Origin of the sequence: Bartonella sp. AC10YNML, from assembly GCF_042196825.1 — a bacterium.
Taxonomy (GTDB): Bacteria; Pseudomonadota; Alphaproteobacteria; order Rhizobiales; family Rhizobiaceae; genus Bartonella.
The window spans coordinates 18,561-37,575 of sequence record NZ_JBHIRA010000001.1 but is presented as its reverse complement, the minus strand read 5'-3'; the positions used below and the strand labels follow the sequence as shown (position 1 = coordinate 37,575).

Genomic DNA, 19,015 nt, shown 5'->3' with positions numbered 1-19,015 from the left:
TGCGGCAATCAACTTTTATTATTCTGATAAAAGTTTAAGCGTTATCGCAGCAACAAAAGAGCTAAAGAGACTCAAAAGAAGTGAAAAAGCGCTGAGAAGAGCTAGGGAAGTGAGAAAAGAGGTATTTGGGTTTATTGGGGCTGTAGCAGCGGAAACACCAAAAATCATAATTGGAATGATCCACGGCAAGATAATGATAAAAATAAGCAAAGTACTGTGCAACAATGAGGTTGCGAGTGCAGCGCCTATAGCACCAATAAAAATAATAGCTGGTGTTCCGCATAAAAGGGTAAGTATTGTTGTAAAAGTTATTACTACATCTAAATGAAGCATGAGGGCTAAAATAGGTGTAGCAAAAATAAGAGGAAGCATTGTTCCTACCCAATGGGCAAGACATTTGGTAAAGACAATTAGTGTAAAACTTTGTCTTTGTTCTGAAAGGATAAATTGGTCGAGATTACCATCATCGCGATCGATTTGGAAAAGTTTGTTCAGATTGAGGAGCCCTGCAAGAAGGGCTCCAAACCACAATATACCCGGTCCTATTTGTGCAAGAGTTTTGGGATCTGGTCCAATGGCAAAGGGGGTTATGACAACAACAGCGATGAAAAACAATAATCCTGTTAGTGAAGTAGCTTGTAGCGCTAATAATAGTTTAAGATCACGCCAGAACAGTGCTTTCATTTTATTCTCTTTATTCTCTCCTAGAGAGGTAAAAATTTTTCCAGAGCGATGGTATGGTTTTCTGGAATACCTAGGGAATTATGAGTCGCGGCGATAATCATACCACCTTGATTGAGATGACGCTGGAAAATACGGGCAAGGAGTTTCTGAGCATGGTTATCGAGACCAGATATTGGTTCATCCAAAATCCAAATAGGACGATAGGAGAGTAAAAGACGGGCAATAGCGACACGTCTTTGTTGTCCAGTTGACAGAGTGTTAAAGGGTAAATGTTCAAGATCAGAAAGACCAATATCGGCAAGGGCTTCATGCACAAAGCGTAAATGTTGACCATAAAATTCTGCCCAAAATTGCAAATTATCAATGACAGATAAAAGAGGTTTCATAGCGTTTTGAGGACCAAGGTAATGACAGGCAGTTGCAACAGGGTATGTTTGATTATGGTCTTTAAGGATTATATGACCTTCAGCAGCTTCAAGAAGACCGACAATGATTCGGAGTAATGTAGACTTTCCGATACCATTAGGACCGGTGATTGTCATAAGTTGCTGTGAAAATAAACAAAAAGAAAGACCTTGAAACAGAATTTCCTCGTTTCTGTAAGCAGCTAGATCTTTGCCTGATAACACCATGTGATTGCCTATTTTGTTTTTATTTTCATATTCTTTAGTGCATTATAGAATAAAAAACACATTTTTTATGCAATTGTACCTAGAATAGTTCTAGAAATAGTTCTATAAGGGGTACCTTACATCAATATCTGGTGTAAAATGGTTTCTGGCGCTGATTTCCGCATTTGCCTATGAGCGGGTGGAGGGGGAAATGGATAGCGGAGGTAATTGCGTCTGCGCTCAAGCTGCGACCTTGACTCGTAGTTTGTGTTGTTCATTCCTGGAAATTGGGTGGTTATAGTATGAGGGTGGACAGTCATGACTCAAATTGATAGCTTTAATTGTCGCAGAGTATTAAATGTTGGTGGCAAAGAATATACTTATTATAGCTTGATCGAAGCGGAGAAGAACGGACTTGAAGGTGTTTCTCGTTTACCGTTTTCGATGAAAGTTATTCTCGAAAATTTATTGCGATTTGAAGATGGTCGCACGGTTAAAAAAGAGGATATCCTCAATGTTGCTAAGTGGTTAAGTGACAAAGGAAGTGCCGGGGCAGAAATTGCCTACCGTCCTGCACGTGTTCTTATGCAGGATTTTACAGGTGTTCCAGCAGTTGTTGATCTTTCTGCAATGCGTGATGCTATGGTTAAACTTGGCGGTAACGCTGAAAAAATCAATCCTCTCATTCCCGTTGATCTCGTCATTGATCACTCAGTTATTGTTGATGCTTTTGGCAATTCCATGGCTTTTAAGGAAAACGTTGAGCATGAATATGATCGCAATGGTGAGCGCTATCGTTTCCTTAAATGGGGGCAGCAAGCTTTTCAAAATTTTCGTGTTGTTCCTCCAGGAACAGGGATTTGTCATCAGGTTAACCTAGAATATTTAGCACAATGCGTGTGGACGAAGAAGGAAGAGGGATGTGAGACGGTTTATCCTGACACCTGTGTGGGAACTGATTCGCATACGACTATGGTAAATGGTTTAGGGGTCTTAGGTTGGGGGGTTGGTGGTATTGAAGCAGAAGCAGCAATGTTAGGCCAACCTGTTTCTATGTTGTTACCTGAAGTGATTGGTTTTCGTCTAACAGGGAAACTTAAAGAAGGTGTAACCGCCACCGATCTCGTGTTGACGGTGACCCAAGTGTTACGCCAAAAGGGTGTTGTTGGTAAATTTGTTGAGTTTTTTGGTCCTGGTTTGGAGCATATGACGCTTGCTGATCGGGCAACGATTGGGAATATGGCTCCTGAATATGGAGCAACGTGTGGTTTTTTCCCAATTGATAAGGAGACAGTGCGTTATCTCAATATGACAGGGCGTGATGAAGATCGGATTGCCTTAGTGGAGGCTTATACCAAAGCACAAGGGATGTGGCATGATGAAATGGTGGCTCATCCCATTTTTAGTGATACAATTGAATTAGATATGGGAACCGTTGTCCCTTCTATGGCTGGTCCTAAACGTCCTGAAGGACGTATTGCATTGGAAAATGTTGGGCAGGGTTTTGAGAAGGCATTGGTCGAAGACTATAAAAAAACTTCTGGACAAGGTGAGCGCTATCAGGTCGAAGGTGAAGAATATACGCTGAGTCACGGTGATGTGGTGATTGCTGCGATTACTTCTTGTACGAATACATCAAATCCAAGTGTTCTCATTGCAGCAGGTCTTTTGGCACGAAATGCTGTAGCAAAAGGTCTCAAAAGTAAACCATGGGTAAAAACTTCTCTTGCACCTGGTTCACAAGTCGTTGAAGCCTACCTTCAAAATTCAGGTCTGCAAAAAGATTTAGATGCGTTAGGATTTAACTTAGTAGGATTTGGGTGCACAACATGTATTGGAAATTCTGGCCCTTTGCATCCAGCTATTTCCAAAACGATTAATGACAATGGTATCATTGCAGCTGCGGTTCTTTCAGGAAATCGTAATTTTGAAGGGCGCGTTTCTCCTGATGTGCAAGCGAATTATTTAGCTTCACCACCGTTAGTTGTTGCACATGCGCTCATTGGGACAGTGTGTAAAGATTTAACCAAGGAACCTCTTGGTGAAGATTCAGATGGTCAACCGATTTACTTAAGAGATATTTGGCCAACTTCTCAAGAAATACAGGAATTTATCGAAGAAAATGTTACGCGTAAAGTTTTTGCTGAAAAGTATGCAGATGTCTTTAAGGGAGATGAAAATTGGCAAAAAGTTCGGATTCCTACAGGTTCTACCTATTCTTGGGATGAGCAATCCACCTATGTACGCAATCCACCTTATTTCGATGCTATGCAGAAAGCTCCTGATGTCTTACCAGATATTAAGGATGCACAGATTTTAGGTTTATTTGGTGATAAAATCACGACGGATCATATTTCTCCTGCTGGTTCTATTAAGGCAGCTTCTCCTGCTGGGAAATATTTAATGGATCATGGTGTTAAAGTGGCTGATTTTAATCAGTATGGAACGCGTCGTGGGAATCATGAAGTTATGGTGCGTGGGACCTTTGCCAATATTCGCATTCGTAATTTCATGTTAGGGGAAAATGGTCGAGAAGGAGGTTATACGGTTCATTATCCGTCAGCGGTAGAACAAACCATTTACGATGCAGCAATGGCGTATAAACAAGAAGGTGTTCCGCTCGTTGTTTTTGCAGGTATTGAATATGGCAATGGATCATCACGCGATTGGGCTGCCAAAGGGACCAATCTTCTTGGTGTCAAAGCAGTGATTGTGCAGTCTTTTGAAAGGATACATCGCTCTAATCTTGTTGGTATGGGCATTGTCCCTTTTGTCTTTGAGGAGGGGCTAAGTTGGAAATCTTTAGGCTTAAAGGGAGATGAAAAGGTGACAATTGAAGGGATTCATAACTTGAAACCTCGTCAAAAGACTGTAGCGAAAATTACTTTTTCTGATGGTACGGTAAAAACCGTTCCATTATTGTGCCGTGTTGATACTGAAGATGAGCTAGATTATTTGCATCATGGTGGAATTTTGCAATATGTCTTACGTAAGTTAGCCGTTTAAATTCTTTTGTTTGTTAAGAAATATCTATTATTAAGCTATAAAGTTGCGGATCAAAGAGTTTAGCTTCGTTTTTTTATGACTATCTTTGAAAATCTAATTGACGTTAGCTTTGGGATTGCGCTATAAGCCACACAGTTATAGGCAGCTTTATAGTTTTGCTTGGGTTGGATTTATTTATATTGGTAGAGTTGTTATTAGGACTCATTTTACCAAGGTGTTGAAAGAGAGATTATATTTATGGCGAATACACCTTCTGCTCGAAAAGCGGTGCGCAAGGTTGCGGCGCGCACACAGGTTAATAAGGCCCGCCGTTCACGCGTTCGTACTTTTATACGTAAGTTTGATGATGCTTTAGCGGGTGGCGATAAAGCATCTGCAGAGATTGCATTTAAGAATTTTGAGCCTGAAATTATGCGTGCAGTTTCTAAAGGGGTTTTTCATAAAAATGCTGCTGCGAGGAAAGTATCACGTTTAGCTAAACGCTTGAAGGCTCTCAGCGTTTAAGCTTTTTTTCCTTTAATTGAGAACAAAGCCAGTATCCATGAGGGTGCTGGCTTTTTGTTTATTATTTCAAAAGGTTTCTATTGAAAATAAGAATCGATAATGATTCTCCACTTGAAAAAGGAGAGAAAGTTTATAGGGGGAGGTATGGTTATCCACAAGCTTTGTGGATTTGTACAGAGTCTTTTTTGTCAAGCATTTTATTTTTTTTTTTAAATCTGAAGAGATTCTTTAATTATTGGTAAATTTAGAGAAAAAAAATGAATTGAATCAATATTTTTTTCAGTCCTCATTAATATAAGCATTTTTTTCGGGTTTTTTGATTTTATTTTGACCTCTTGCATTTTACCTCTGCTGTTTTGTATGGTTCTTATGAAGACTAAGAAGCATGAAGGGGTCACATCAGCGCATTATTCTGTATTTTGTTGAATACAAGATGTTTTGATTTAGGTTTTTCGAAACTTTTGTGTTGGAGAGGTTTCTGGCGGTTTTTTAGTTTTCTTAATGGATATGTTTACCATTTTAGAAGGGTGGGTCATATCATGAGTGCAAATAAATCTTATTGGTCATCTTTGTTAGTGGGGTTGTGATGAGGCTATCCTAGGGGAGGGTGAGTAATCTTATTTGGGGTAGGGCGTTTTGCCTTCGCTAGATTTATTTTAGTTGTTTGGCAGGACAAAATTTTATTTTTATCAGGATGGAAGATGGTGGATAAATTGAACTCTAAAGCTAGTTCCTTTAAAAGGGTTTCGGTAAATATCCTGTCGGCAGAGAACATAATAAAGAATAGGATGACGGAAAGTGATGAGAACGTTTGTAGAAATGCTTCTATAGGGCATTCTATTGTTTCAGAGGAGGAAAGTGCGGCGGCTTTTGTCCGTGTTATGGCGCAGTTAAAGGTGCAGGTTGGTGTTGAGGCTTATACCAGTTGGTTTGGACGTGTGAAGCTTGCTGAATATAGTCATACTCTTGTAAAGCTTTCTGTTCCTACTGCTTTTTTACGTTCATGGATTAATAATCACTATGGTTCTCTTTTGACTCATTTATGGAAACAAGAGAATTCAGCAATTATTCGTGTTGAAGTTATTGTTCGTGGTATGGAACGCGTTTCAAGAGATGTCGTTTGTAAAAGAAGTGTTCCTCCTGTTGTGCTAGAGGAGCAGGCGGCTTCATCTTTTGTTGAGAGTTGTGCAGAGCATTCAGTTAAGAATTCTCAAACGGGGGTTTTTGGATCTCCACTTGATTCTCGCTATACTTTTGAAAGTTTTGTTGAGGGGGCTTCTAATCGTGTTGCTTTAGCGGCTGCACGTTCAATTGCGGAGGGGCATAAAAGCGCTTTGCGTTTTAATCCTCTTTTTATTCACGCATCTGTTGGTTTGGGAAAAACACATTTGCTTCAAGCGATTGCGGCTTCTGCATTGAAGCGTTTAACATCTGCACGTGTTATTTATTTAACTGCTGAATACTTTATGTGGCGTTTTGCAACAGCTATTCGTGATAATGATGCTCTTTCTTTTAAAGAACAGCTTCGCGATATCGACCTTTTGATTATTGATGATATGCAGTTTTTGCAGGGAAAGTCGATACAACATGAGTTTTGCCATTTGCTTAATATGTTGCTTGATAGTGCAAAACAAGTTGTTGTCGCTGCAGATCGTCCACCAGCAGAATTAGAATCGCTTGATCTTCGCGTTCGATCTCGTCTTCAAGGAGGAGTCGCACTTGAAATTGAAGCACCAGATTATGAAATGCGTTTACAAATGTTGCGCCAGCGGTTAAAGGTGGCACAACAAGATGATGGCATGATATCAATCTCTGATGATATCTTGGAATATATTGCCAAAACGGTTTTAGGGTCGGGACGTGATATTGAAGGAGCATTTAATCAGTTGTTATTTCGTCAATCTTTTGAGTCTAATTTATCTTTAGAACGGATTGATGAGTTATTAGGTCACTTGACACGTCCTGGAGAACCTAAGCGAATTCGGATTGAAGAAATTCAGCGTACGGTAGCGCGCCATTATAATGTTTCTAAACAGGACTTGTTGTCTAATCGCCGAACACGTACGGTTGTGAAGCCACGGCAAGTTGCGATGTATTTAGCAAAAGTATTAACTCCTCGCTCATTACCAGAAATTGGACGCCGTTTTGGTGGGCGTGATCATACAACAGTTTTACACGCTGTGCGTAAAATTGAAGATTTGGTTTGTGGTGATCAGACCTTAGCTAAGGAACTTGAATTGCTTAAGCGGTTGATTGGAGAACAGGCTGTATAATGTTTATCGTTTCTTTCTTTGGAGAAACTTTAAAGGATTTAATAAAAGGATTTGTTTTTTCTTATGCAGTAGTGGCTTGTCATTTTAAGAGAGGTTTAATAAACTCTATTAGGCGATTCTTTAAAGAGGATCTGTCGTTTTAATTCTAAAGAATTCTTATAGTTTTTGGTAAATCATACGAGGCTTTTATGCGCATTACAGTTGATCGCAGTCAATTTCTCAAGTCTCTAGGTCGTGTTCATCGTGTGGTAGAGCGCCGTAATACTGTTCCTATTTTATCGAATGTGCTGATTGATGCAGAAAATGGTCGTGTGCAGTTAAAGGCAACAGATATTGATTTAGAGGTTACAGAATCTTTTACGGTAAATGTTGAACAAGCTGGAGCAATAACTGTTCCAGCACATTTGCTTTATGATATTATTCGGAAACTGAGTGATGGCAGTGAAGTTGTATTATCCGTTGATGAAAATCAAGCAAGTACAATATCTGTTGTTTCGGGTTGTGCACATTTTCAGCTTCAATGTCTTCCGAAGGTAGATTTTCCAGAGTCACTTCCTGGGCAGTTTGGTTATCGCTTTTCTCTATCGGCATCAGGGTTAAGGCGTTTACTTGATTGTACACAATTTGCTATTTCTACTGAAGAAACCCGTTATTATCTTAATGGTATTTACTTCCATGTTGTTAATGATGGTGTTTTGAAACTGCGTTTGGTTGCAACGGATGGTCATCGTTTGGCACAAGTTGAGATGGAAGCTCCTTCAGGAGTTGAGGGAATGCCCGGTGTTATTGTTCCCCGTAAAACTGTAGGAGAGTTGCAGAAACTTCTTTCAGAAGAAAATGATGGTGATGTATGTATAGAGCTTTCAGAGACAAAGATTCGTTTTTCTGTGGGTTCTGTTATTTTTACATCAAAGTTAATTGATGGAACATTTCCAGATTATCAGCGCGTCATCCCTCTTGGAAATGATAAAGAATTAATTGTTAATAGGCAGGGTTTTTCTTCTGCAGTTGATCGTGTTTCAACGATTTCAAGTGATCGGGGGCGTGCAGTTAAGTTAACGATTGAGCATGGACAGTTAAAGCTTATCGTTAATAGTCCTGATTCGGGCAGTGCAGAAGATCAATTATCAGTAACTTACACATCTGAACCGCTTGAGATAGGGTTTAATTCACGTTATCTTTTGGATATCGCTGGGCAGCTTTCAAGCAATGAGATGGTTTTTATGTTGGCTGAGGCTGGAGCACCGGCTCTGATTCGTGATAATGATGATGCAGATGTGCTCTATGTGCTGATGCCTATTCGCGTTTAGGGGCAATTGTTTTGCAATGCATGGCGAGTCGTGTGCACAAAGTGGCAGTGAGGCAGCTGAAGCTTTTACGTTATCGCAATTATTCTTTTTTTAATATTCATTTTTCGGGTCAGCATGTGGTTTTTACTGGCCATAACGGTGCTGGTAAGACGAATCTTTTAGAGGCGTTATCTTTTCTTTCTCCTGGTCGTGGTTTGCGACGTGCTGCTTATTCTGATGTTAGCTTTGTAGAGGGCGGAGGTGAAGGATTCGTTGTATTTGCACGTCTTGAATGTGCTCTTTATGGTGAAGTAAAGATTGGTACAGCTTTGGAGGTTAGCGATAACAGTCGAAAGGTCCATATTAATGGTGTGAATGAACCAGGTGATTGCCTAACAGATTATTGTCATATTAGTGTCCTAACACCGTCCATGGATGGTCTTTTTACAGGTCCTTCACTTGAGCGCCGTAGTTTTTTGGATCGTATGGTTTTAGCGATTGATCCCTTGCATAGGCGTCGCATAGCCGATTATGATAGAGCTATGCGTGCACGTAATCGCTTATTTTTGGATGGAAATGAAGATTGTGCTTGGTTTGATGCTTTAGAAAAGCAAATGGCAGAATTGGCGACAGCTATTTCTGCGGCGCGTGTTGATGTTATTCGGCTTTTAAATGACATGTTTACACAAATGCCGTCTCATATACCTTTTCCACGAGCTTTTTTGCAAATTGATGGTTTTTTAGAAACAGCTCTTAGTGAAATATCAGCAACTGAAGTTGAAGAACAATTTTGTGATCAATTACGGCATAATCGCGCAATGGATCGTGCTGCTGGTCGGACGTTAGAAGGACCACATCGTGCAGATTTGCAGGTTTTTTATGCTGATAAGAATATAGCAGCAACATCTTGTTCAACAGGTGAACAAAAAGCGCTGCTGACAGGTTTAGTTTTATGTCATGCACGTCTAACAGGTATGATGTCGGAAAGGGCTCCCATTCTTCTTCTTGATGAAATGGCTGCTCATCTTGATTCGCATCGACGTGCTGCTTTATTTGATATTCTTGATGATTTAGCTGTGCAAACATTCATGACAGGAACAGATCGTGTTTTATTTGATGCCTTAAAAGGACGCGCAGAATTTTTTGAGATTAAGAATGGAGCTTTATTGCTGTAAAAAACATGCTAAATATCTTTCTAATAAGTGATGACTCTGAAAGAAAAGGCTTGCTATGTCAGAGATAATAACGATTTTAAATGGTCCTAATTTAAATTTTCTAGGTCAACGTGAGCCAGGAATTTATGGAACTGAAACTCTAGAAGGTATTGAAAAAAGATGCAGAGAATGGGCAAAAAAAAATGATATCATAATAAATTTTTATCAAAGTAACTGTGAAGGGCAATTAGTAGCATGGATACAAGAAGCAATAGAGGCAAGTTCTGGATTGATCATTAACCCAGCGGCTTACAGTCATACATCTGTTGCACTTCTCGATGCCCTAAAAATGTTTTCAGGGCCGAAAGTAGAAGTTCATTTATCTCATATTTATCAGCGTGAAGCTTTTCGTCACCATTCTTATACATCTGCAGGTGTAGACGCTATCATAACCGGGTGTGGAGGTGATGGATATCGGTTTGCACTTGAGTATATTGCAAAACAATTAAGCAAAATAATTAAATTGTGATAGGTAAAGAGCAAACGTTGGATAAGAGTAGTATTGGCATTGAATTCACTTGATAATTATTTTCAAATCTGTACAATATTAAGGTGTTATATTATGACAATTTTTAGTGCGTATGACGGGGGTAAATGAAGATGAAAAGCTTTGTTAGACAATTAGAGATGCTTGTGATTTTAGGGGGAGCACTGCTTTTGTCTGGTTGTAAAATTGATGTTATACAGCCATCAGGTTATGTTGCACGTCAACAGTTAATTTTGATTGTTGTTTGTGTGGCTGTTATGCTTTGCGTTGTCATTCCAGTAATGGTGAGTGTGGTATTTTTAGCTATAAAATATCGTGCATCGAATGTGAAAGCGGACTATTCTCCTGATTGGGCGCATTCAAATAAAATTGAAGCGTTGATGTGGAGTATTCCCATTGTAATCATAATGGTTTTAGGTTCATTAACAACTTATTATACCTATAAGCTTGAGCCTACAAATCCCCTTCCAGTAGAGGTGGTGGGTGAAGGAAAGCCATTGCAGATTGATGCTGTAGCTCTTGATTGGAAGTGGCTTTTTATTTATCCTGAATATGGTGTTGCATCGATTAATGAAATTTACGCGCCTGAAGGACGTCAAGTTTTATTGCAATTGACGTCAGAGAATTCTGTCAATGCCTTTTGGGTTCCCAAATTGGGTACGGTTCTTTACGCTATGCCGCAGATGAATGCTAAGTTGCATTTGGTCGCTGAAGAACAAGGGGTATTCAAAGGGACCTCAGCAAATTACAGTGGTGATGGTTTTTCGGGTATGCGGTTTAAGTGGCATTCTGTGTCTTCGCGGGATTTTGAGGATTGGATTGTAAAAGCTCGGGCTAATGGTCGAGTACTTGATCGTACATCTTATCGTCAACTTTCTATTGCGCCTCGTATGGGTGATATTGCTGCGAAGGAAAAAGATGCTGAAGTTCGTTATTTTGCACCTGTTGAGAAGCGGCTTTACTATCGTGTTGTTAATCGATGTGTCGATGAAAATACGGTGTGTAATGAAGATTTAATGAAACGTGCTGCTGCTCAGACGCTATGGGGTGCACTGTGTTCAGTATTTGATCCTGATGTTATTTAAAGGGTCAATAGAGAAAGAGCCCTTTTAATATTTTTAATATAAGGTTTCTTTTAAACTTAAATTTCATTTGAAATGGGTTGAGAAATGTTTGGAAGACTTACAGATCCTACGGCAGGTGCTTTTCATGCGCTTGCACATGAACCGATCGTTTTGTATACATGTATTGCGATTGTTTTGGTTGGTTTAATTGCTGTCGTTGCTCTGACAGCGCTTGGGTGGTGGGGAATTTTATGGCGAAATTGGATTACAACTGTTGACCATAAGCGCATAGGCATAATGTATATAGTTCTTGGAATTATTATGCTTGTTCGCGGTTTTGCGGATGCACTTATGATGCGAACGCATCAAGCTTTAGCTCTTGGGAGTGAAACAGCAGGTTATTTACCTCCTGAGCATTTTGATCAAATTTTTTCGGCGCATGGTACGATCATGATTTTTTTCATGGCTACGCCTATTTTATTTGGTCTTTTTAATTATCTTATACCGCTTCAAATTGGTGCGCGTGATGTTGCTTTTCCCTTTGCAAATAATCTGGGTTTTTGGATTACGGCAGCTGGGGCGATTTTGATTAATATATCCCTAGGTGTTGGTAATTTTGGTCGTGGTGGTTGGTTGATGTATCCACCTTTTACAGAATTACAAACGAGTCCAGATACAGGGGTAGATTATTATTTATGGTCTCTTCAGCTTTCTGGTATTGCAACAACAATGGGATCAGTGAATTTTATTGCAACGATGATTAAAATGCGTGCTCCTGGAATGACAATGATGAAAATGCCTATTTTTTGTTGGAGCGCTTTTGTCAGTAATGTTCTTATTGTAGTTATTTATCCTGTCTTAACTGTTGCTTTTGCGCTCTTGGCATGTGATCGTTATTTGAACATGAATTTCTTTACTAACGTTGGTGGTGGAAATCCAATGGTGTGGATTAATTATGTTTGGGTTTTTGGTCACCCTGAAGTGTATGTTTTGGTTGTTCCTGCTTTTGGCATTGTGTCTGAAGTTGTCTCAACTTTTTCTTCAAAACGCCTCTTTGGTTATACTTCCATGATATGGGCCATGGTGGTTATTTTGATTCTTTCGCTTCTTGTTTGGGGACATCATTTCTTTACAATGGGTGGTGGTGAAGCTGTAAATACCTTCTTTAGTATTGCTACGATGATCATCGCAGTTCCAACAGGTGTAAAAGTCTTTAATTGGCTGCTCACGATGTATAAAGGTCGGATTCGCTTTGAGCCTCCAATGCTTTGGTGCATGGGAATGATCTTTACGTTTGTTGGTGGTGGGTTAACTGGTGTTTTATTATCTATTGTTCCTGCAGATTGGCAGTTTCATAATTCGCTCTTTTTGATAGCGCATTTCCATCATACAATTATTGGAGGTGTGGTTTTCGCTTATTTAGCAGGGCTTGCTTTTTGGTTTCCAAAAGCTTTTGGTTATAAACCAAATCGCATACTAGGTATTGCATCTTTCTGGTGTTGGTTTATTGGTTTTTACCTTGCGTTTTTCCCTGTTTATGCGCTTGGTTTAATGGGTGCAACACGTCGTCTCCAGCATTACATGGAACCTAGTTGGCAGCCGATGTTTATTATTGCTGCTCTAGGTGCTTTTATTATCTTGCTTGGTATCCTTTGTTTTGTGTTACAGGTTGTTTTGGCGATTTGGTATGGTATTAAGCATAAAGGTCACCTACCGGTAACGTTGAATGATTCTTGGGGTGATGCACGTACACTTGAATGGTTTACCTCTTCACCGCCTCCTGCCTACAATTTTGCCCTCCTTCCAAAGATACAGTCTGATGATGCTTATTGGAATATGAAGAAAAGTGGTTATCAACGTCCGACAAGTGGATTCACAAAAATTCATATGCCGTCGAATACATCGGCTGGAATTATTGCGGGATTCTTCTTATTAGTTGTTGGTTTTGCACTTGTTTGGCATATTTGGTGGCTTGCTGCTGTTGGACTGATTGGTTTTATTGCAACGCTTGTGTGTCATTCATTAACAGGTGATCATCATGGTTACTATATTCCAGCTGAAGAAGTGCAAAAAACTGAAGATGCCTTTACGGCTGTTCTTAAAGAACAAGGAGTGACAGTATGAGTGCTGTAACAATGAATAACGCGAGTACTATAGATGAACTTCACCACGATAGTAGCTCGGTAATGACGTTTGGTTTTTGGGTTTATATTCTTTCAGACTTAATCCTGTTTTCGACACTGTTTTCAAGTTTTGCTGTTTTTTCTGCTTCTTATGGTGGTGGTAAAGCGGGCAGTGAGTTTATAGATTTAAAGTTTGTTTTGGTTGAGACTGCTTTCTTGTTGTTTTCATCCGTCACTTATGGCTTTGCAATGGTACAAGCACATAAAAATAACATCAGTGGTGTGCGTTTATGGATGGCTATTACCTTTGTATTGGGGTGTTGCTTCATTGGTATGGAACTTTACGAATTTCATGAACTTTTGAGTGAGGTTTTTTATTTCGATCCAAATGCTTATGCGGGTATTGATCCTGCAACAGGTTTACAGCTTTTTGGACGGGAGATACTTTCTGCTTATTGGTCAGCATTTTTTGCTTTGGTTGGCACCCATGGTCTTCACGTGAGTGTTGGTCTTCTTTGGATGGTCGTGATGTTTTGTCATCTTCGTCGTAATGGTTTGGATCAGGATAATAAAACACGTTTAGCGTGCCTTTCCATTTTTTGGCATTTACTTGATATTGTATGGGTTGGTGTTTTCACCATGGTTTATCTATTAGGAGCGTTGTGATGAGCATGCAAAATGAAACACATGGTCCCAGTACTGGTTCCTATTTGGTCGGTTTTATTCTGGCTGTATTTTTCACCTTGGGTTCTTTTATTCCTGTGATGTATGGAATGATGGAAAGTTGGGCAGTCAGTACAAAAGTTGCATATCTTATTGGGATGGCGATTATTCAGATTGTAGTACAAATTGTTTTCTTTTTACACTTGAGTTCTGGTCCAGATGCCAAGTGGAATTTAAATGCGTTATGGTTTGCTGCTATTTGTGTTTTTATTATTATTGGGGGTACATGGTGGGCTATTTCTCATTTGAATTATAATATGATGGGTGGCTCAGGACGTGTTATTGAACCGGAAATATCAAGTAGAGATGGTTCTTCAGTATCTGAGCCGTTATCAAACAAAGATATATCCGTAAGAAAACAGCCAGAAAAGATACAGGGCTCAAAGGTTTCGATGGAGCAAGGTGTAAGTACGCAAACTTCTGTAGATCAAGCACCTGGTTCAGAAATGCCCATGGGGCAGGGTCTAAGTACGCAAACTCCTGTAGATCAAGCACCTGGTTCAGAAATGCCCATGGGGCAGGGTCTAAGTACGCAAACTCCTGTAGATCAAGCACCTGGTTCAGAAATGCCCACGGGGCAGGGTCTAAGTACGCAAACTCCTGTAGATCAAGCACCTGGTTCAGAAATGCCCACGGGGCAGGGTCTAGGTACGCAAACTCCTGTAGATCAAGCACCTGGTTCAGAAATGCCCATGGGGCAGGGTCTAGGTACGCAAACTCCTGTAGATCAAGCACCTGGTTCAGAAATGCCCATGGGGCAGGGTCTAAGTACGCAAACTCCTGTAGATCAAGCACCTGGTTCAGAAATGCCCATGGGGCAAGATCAAAATACGCAGCAGTTTCCTGTGGAGTAGTTGTTAGAAATATCTACGGAGATGATGCGGCATGTATCAGCTCCGTAGAAGAAATTCGTAGGATATAAAGCAGGAGATAAGTACAAGATATCAGTGGAATGAGTATTATTATTTTGAATATACTTTTAATTTAAAAGAGAAAGTCTGTGGGGTATTTAGTCAATCTTTAATTTTTGAGACAAATAGCTATCTGTAGAATATACAAAAAGTGATGTTTGTAAAATTTTACTACAAAGAAAGAGAATGTGCGCAACAAGTTTTTATATTGTGTGAGATAAAAAAGCTATGAAGCAGTAATATTTTTAGATTTAAAGAATTTATATTAAAGATAGCATTAAAATTATTTGTAATAATAATATGCAATTGAAATCAAAAATTTAGAGAATAATTAGAAAATTTAATGAAAACCGTTGCAATGACAGTTATAGGTGCTGGTTCTTTTGGTACTGCATTAGCGATAGCTCTTGCCCGTAATGGTCATAATGTTTTACTTTGGGGATATAGTCCTCAACATATCAAAGAATTACAGGAACAACGTTGTAATCAAGTATATTTACCCGATATTCAATTTCCTGAAAATTTATTACTTGAAGCTTCCCTTGAAATTGCAATAACGGCAAGTCACAATATATTAATCGCTGTTCCAAGCCATGTATTTCATCAAGTCTTGTATAATATTCAGCCTTATTTAGATCAGCATTCACGCGTTATTTGGGCTACAAAAGGTTTAGAACATGGGACTGGACGTTTCTTACAAGAGGTTGCTCGTGAGATTTTAGGTGAAAAAATTCCTTTAGCTGTTTTTTCTGGACCAACTTTTGCTCAAGAACTAGCTATTGGTTGGCCTACTGCAATGACGATAGCAGCTTCTGATGTTGAGTTTGGTAAAGAATTGCAGCAACTTTTTCATTGTGACAAAAGTTTTAGAGTTTATAAAAGTTCAGATATGATTGGTGTTCAATTAGGGGGGGCAGTCAAAAATGTTATTGCTATTGGTGCAGGAATATCAGATGGCATAGGTTTTGGGGCAAATGCACGAATAGCTCTTATCACACGAGGACTAGCTGAAATCAGTCGTTTAGGGGGGGCTATGGGTGCTGAGCTTGCCACATTTATGGGAATGACAGGCTTAGGTGATCTGGTTTTGACATGTACTGATAATCAGTCGCGTAATCGCCGTTTTGGAATACTTCTTGGTAAAGGAATAGATATAAAAGAAGCAGAAAAACAAATTGGTCAGGTTGTGGAAGGATACTTAAATACCAAGGAAGTACATACGTTGGCGCAGCGTATTGGGGTAGAAATGCCCATTGTAGAACAAATTTATCAAATTCTCTATTGTGGTAAAAACATAACTGAAGCGGCAAACACATTACTAGGCCGCGCCCTCAAGGACGAAATACAATGATATCCTGTTTATTAATAATTCCAATCGTAAAAAATAGAAACATGCTATGATAGACATATAAAATAGATTGTATTAATGGTTGTATAAGGCAGTCATATTCCAGCAAATTATAGATTCATATCATTCGATTCTTTATGAAACATGGCTGAAATATAAAAGTTTTTGCTTTTGTCTAAGAGCTATCTCTTTTAAGATAAATTATCGTTTCCACTTACACATGTTTATGTAATGTAATGAACAAGATACTTTTATTGTCTCTTAAATTCATCTCACAATGATATTTGCAAACAGAATAATACAAGACTCATTAGGTAGAAGCATCTTATTTATGTAACGTATAAGCTAAGAATATTGGGGAAGGGATATTATGAATCTCTGTTTTTGTAATTTTTTAAAACAAGAAGACAATCTAATTTGGGAAGAAGATGAAATTTTAAAGCTGAAAATCAGTTCCCATTTCTACAATCATTTTTAAATTCAGTTTTATGCTATCTTAAAGCAATATCTTTTAAATAATGGAGATTATCTCACACTTTTATTTTCTCATTTTCTAATGAAAGCATTTCTCTGATGTATCAGGTAAAATAGAACGCCAAAAAAACACGATTGCTGTTGCATACTCACGTGCTTGTTTTAAAGAGACCTCTCTTAAAATTCCCAAGTCCAATTTGCGACGGTGACCGTGAATAGTGTAACGATAAAGCTATTGTGCGCATCCCCATCTTTACGTTTATGAAGGAGGAAGACGAGCATCATTACACCTCCCAATGTTGAGACAGCTCTTGGCACTTGAAGCTGTTCAGTAGAGATATTTAAGCCTTTTATTCTCTCACATGTCAATTTTGTTTTTTATATGCAAGAAATGATTTTTGGAATTATAACTTTGAAAGTCTAAAAAAATATTATTGTACTTGTTTGTGGCTGTCATTTAAGCTGAAAAATAATGTGATTATAAAGATAAAAAATTGATTTATATGAATAATTCATTTTATTTTTGTATTGAGTTAATTAAAAATATGCGTTTTCTTGTCACAAGCGGGTTAGTATGTGGATAAAAATTATTAAAAATACTTCTAATGAATCATCTCAAGTGTCAAGGGTTGTTTCAACATTAGAACATGGCAAGTAAAATGACAGTGTCAGTTTGTCATCTGTATAAACATTAAAATGGTGGTGAAAAAAGGATTTTATGTACTTCACAGGGATTTTTATATGTTTTACAGGTACCATTGTGAAATGGAATGGCGTGCATTGAGAGATATCTTTAAAAAAAATGCATGAAAGAGCAACAGCTATAGTATTTTTAGGCGTTCTATTTTAACTGATACATTAGAGAAATGCTTTCATTAAAGAATGAGAAAAATAAAGGTGTGAGGTAAAGCGTAACCTCCATTATTAAAAAAACATTGATGTAGATGCTTTTAAAATCGTAAAGTCTCATTAAAGAATAATAGTAAGATTAATGATTGATTTCTTTACGCCTTCATATTCTTCCTAAATTAGATTGTATTTGCGTTTCAAGAATAAATCAAACGGTAGGAATATTTTTTTCAATTTGCTATACAAAAGCTGAAACTAAGGGTTTTAATAATTCTCTAATCTCTGTTTCAAACTGGGGTGGCATGAGGGTTGGATATTGATTTATAAACAATGGCAAAAGCGTATGCTTTAGTAAGGTAAATAACGTCATAAAATACACACTTTATCAACCATGGATTGAAGAAATATTCCGACTTTTATAAAATATTTTGCGAAACAAGGCATAGTACATCTGGTTTTGTGTTCACTTATTCTTACAAACATTTGCACATATGCCTTACGTCATATTATTATAAGTCAATACACTTTATATAGCTGAGAACGTACTCAATACCCGACTAAAGCACTATGTACATGATTGATTTTATTTTTTAGTGCAATGAAATAAAAATTATCCTTCTTGGGAATCGTCACTTTTTTTTAGTTCTTCAAGTATTGGCATAGACATGATGTTATAGCCTGAATCAACATAATGGATTTCACCTGTAACGCCTGATGATAAATCAGAGAGTAGATAAAGAGCAGATTTTCCAATTTCATGAATATTCACGGTACGACGTAATGGGGCATTACGGCGTTGATGTGAAAATATTGCCCGTGCAGCTGCAATACCATTACCTGCTAAGGTTCTAACAGGACCAGCGGAAATTGCATTGACGCGGATATTTTGAGGACCAAAGTCCGCTGCTAAATAACGCACCATAGCTTCTAAAGCTGCTTTAGCAACACCCATGATGTTATAATTAGGCACAACTTGCTGTGAAGCACCATAGGTAAGAGTTAAAAGTGTTCCTCCATTGGGCATAAGTTTACCCGCGCGCTGGGCAATTTCAGTAAAGGAATAAGCTGAAATAACCATCGTGCGTTGAAAGTTTTCACGTGTTGTGACATCAACGTAACGCCCTTTTAGCTGATTTTTATCTGAAAAACCAATGGCATGGACAATAAAATCAATTGTTTTCCATTCTTTTTCAAGTTGCTCAAAGACGTAATCAATATTTTCACTTTTCTCAACGTCACACTCTAGCACTAATTTGCAGCCAAGTTTATCTGCTAGGGGATGAACACGTTTTCCAAAAGCATTTCCTTGATAAGTCAACGCTAATTCAGCTCCTGCTTGTGCGAGCTGACAGGCAATGCCCCAAGCAATTGAATGGTCATTCGCAATTCCCATAATAAGGCCGCGTTTGCCCTCCATCAAACCTTTCATATTATTCTCCGTAAGACCGTACTTTT

General features: G+C 38.6%; 14 protein-coding genes. 11 read left to right on the top strand and 3 right to left on the bottom strand.

What is annotated here, in order from left to right; translation table 11 throughout:
- Window positions 1-18: 18 nt before the first annotated feature.
- Both ccmB and ccmA read right to left on the bottom strand, forming a co-directional pair.
- Complete coding sequence (gene ccmB, locus ACFINA_RS00155) at window positions 19-684, bottom strand: heme exporter protein CcmB (protein WP_375606184.1); 666 nt, start codon at window positions 682-684, stop codon at window positions 19-21.
- Window positions 685-704: 20 nt separating this feature from the next.
- Complete coding sequence (ccmA, locus tag ACFINA_RS00150) at window positions 705-1,316, bottom strand: heme ABC exporter ATP-binding protein CcmA (protein WP_375606185.1); 612 nt, start codon at window positions 1,314-1,316, stop codon at window positions 705-707.
- A gap of 297 nt (window positions 1,317-1,613) precedes the next feature.
- Here ccmA and acnA point away from each other — a divergent pair, with 297 nt between their 5' ends.
- The 11 genes from acnA (at window position 1,614) to gpsA (ending at window position 16,240) form a co-directional block, all read left to right on the top strand.
- On the top strand, window positions 1,614-4,301 hold the full coding sequence (gene acnA / locus ACFINA_RS00145; RefSeq protein WP_375614900.1) for an aconitate hydratase AcnA: 2,688 nt from the start codon (window positions 1,614-1,616) through the stop codon (window positions 4,299-4,301).
- A 237-nt stretch (window positions 4,302-4,538) separates the two neighbouring features.
- Entirely contained in the window at window positions 4,539-4,805 is a 267-nt protein-coding gene (gene rpsT, locus ACFINA_RS00140; protein ID WP_273790272.1) for a 30S ribosomal protein S20, read from the top strand.
- Window positions 4,806-5,506: 701 nt separating this feature from the next.
- Window positions 5,507-7,078: a chromosomal replication initiator protein DnaA gene (gene dnaA, locus ACFINA_RS00135; protein WP_375614899.1), complete on the top strand. Its 1,572-nt coding sequence runs from the start codon at window positions 5,507-5,509 to the stop codon at window positions 7,076-7,078.
- A 188-nt stretch (window positions 7,079-7,266) separates the two neighbouring features.
- Window positions 7,267-8,388: a DNA polymerase III subunit beta gene (gene dnaN, locus ACFINA_RS00130; RefSeq protein ID WP_375608947.1), complete on the top strand. Its 1,122-nt coding sequence runs from the start codon at window positions 7,267-7,269 to the stop codon at window positions 8,386-8,388.
- Between the two features lie 20 nt (window positions 8,389-8,408).
- Window positions 8,409-9,542 (top strand): DNA replication/repair protein RecF, encoded by a 1,134-nt coding sequence (recF, locus tag ACFINA_RS00125; protein ID WP_375607852.1) that lies wholly within the window; start codon window positions 8,409-8,411, stop codon window positions 9,540-9,542.
- A gap of 55 nt (window positions 9,543-9,597) precedes the next feature.
- A complete protein-coding gene (aroQ, locus tag ACFINA_RS00120; RefSeq protein ID WP_375608945.1) occupies window positions 9,598-10,050 on the top strand; it encodes a type II 3-dehydroquinate dehydratase in 453 nt (150 codons plus the stop codon).
- 131 nt (window positions 10,051-10,181) lie between these two features.
- A complete protein-coding gene (gene cyoA / locus ACFINA_RS00115; RefSeq protein WP_375606229.1) occupies window positions 10,182-11,153 on the top strand; it encodes a ubiquinol oxidase subunit II in 972 nt (323 codons plus the stop codon).
- An 84-nt stretch (window positions 11,154-11,237) separates the two neighbouring features.
- The gene (gene cyoB, locus ACFINA_RS00110; RefSeq protein ID WP_375607850.1) at window positions 11,238-13,256 is read left to right on the top strand and encodes a cytochrome o ubiquinol oxidase subunit I; all 2,019 of its coding nucleotides are present in this window, start codon (window positions 11,238-11,240) and stop codon (window positions 13,254-13,256) included.
- The gene (locus ACFINA_RS00105; RefSeq protein ID WP_375606191.1) at window positions 13,253-13,921 is read left to right on the top strand and encodes a cytochrome (ubi)quinol oxidase subunit III; all 669 of its coding nucleotides are present in this window, start codon (window positions 13,253-13,255) and stop codon (window positions 13,919-13,921) included. The genes cyoB and ACFINA_RS00105 overlap by 4 nt, the downstream gene beginning before the upstream one ends.
- A complete protein-coding gene (gene cyoD, locus ACFINA_RS00100; RefSeq protein ID WP_375614898.1) occupies window positions 13,921-14,832 on the top strand; it encodes a cytochrome o ubiquinol oxidase subunit IV in 912 nt (303 codons plus the stop codon). Before ACFINA_RS00105 ends, cyoD begins: the two co-directional genes overlap by 1 nt.
- A 400-nt stretch (window positions 14,833-15,232) precedes the next feature.
- Window positions 15,233-16,240, top strand: coding sequence for an NAD(P)H-dependent glycerol-3-phosphate dehydrogenase (gene gpsA, locus ACFINA_RS00095; RefSeq protein ID WP_375606193.1), 1,008 nt, complete (start codon window positions 15,233-15,235; stop codon window positions 16,238-16,240).
- A gap of 1,930 nt (window positions 16,241-18,170) precedes the next feature.
- On the opposite strand, the gene fabI is transcribed toward gpsA, so the two are convergent.
- Window positions 18,171-18,989, bottom strand: coding sequence for an enoyl-ACP reductase FabI (fabI, locus tag ACFINA_RS00090; RefSeq protein WP_375606194.1), 819 nt, complete (start codon window positions 18,987-18,989; stop codon window positions 18,171-18,173).
- Window positions 18,990-19,015 lie beyond the last annotated feature (26 nt).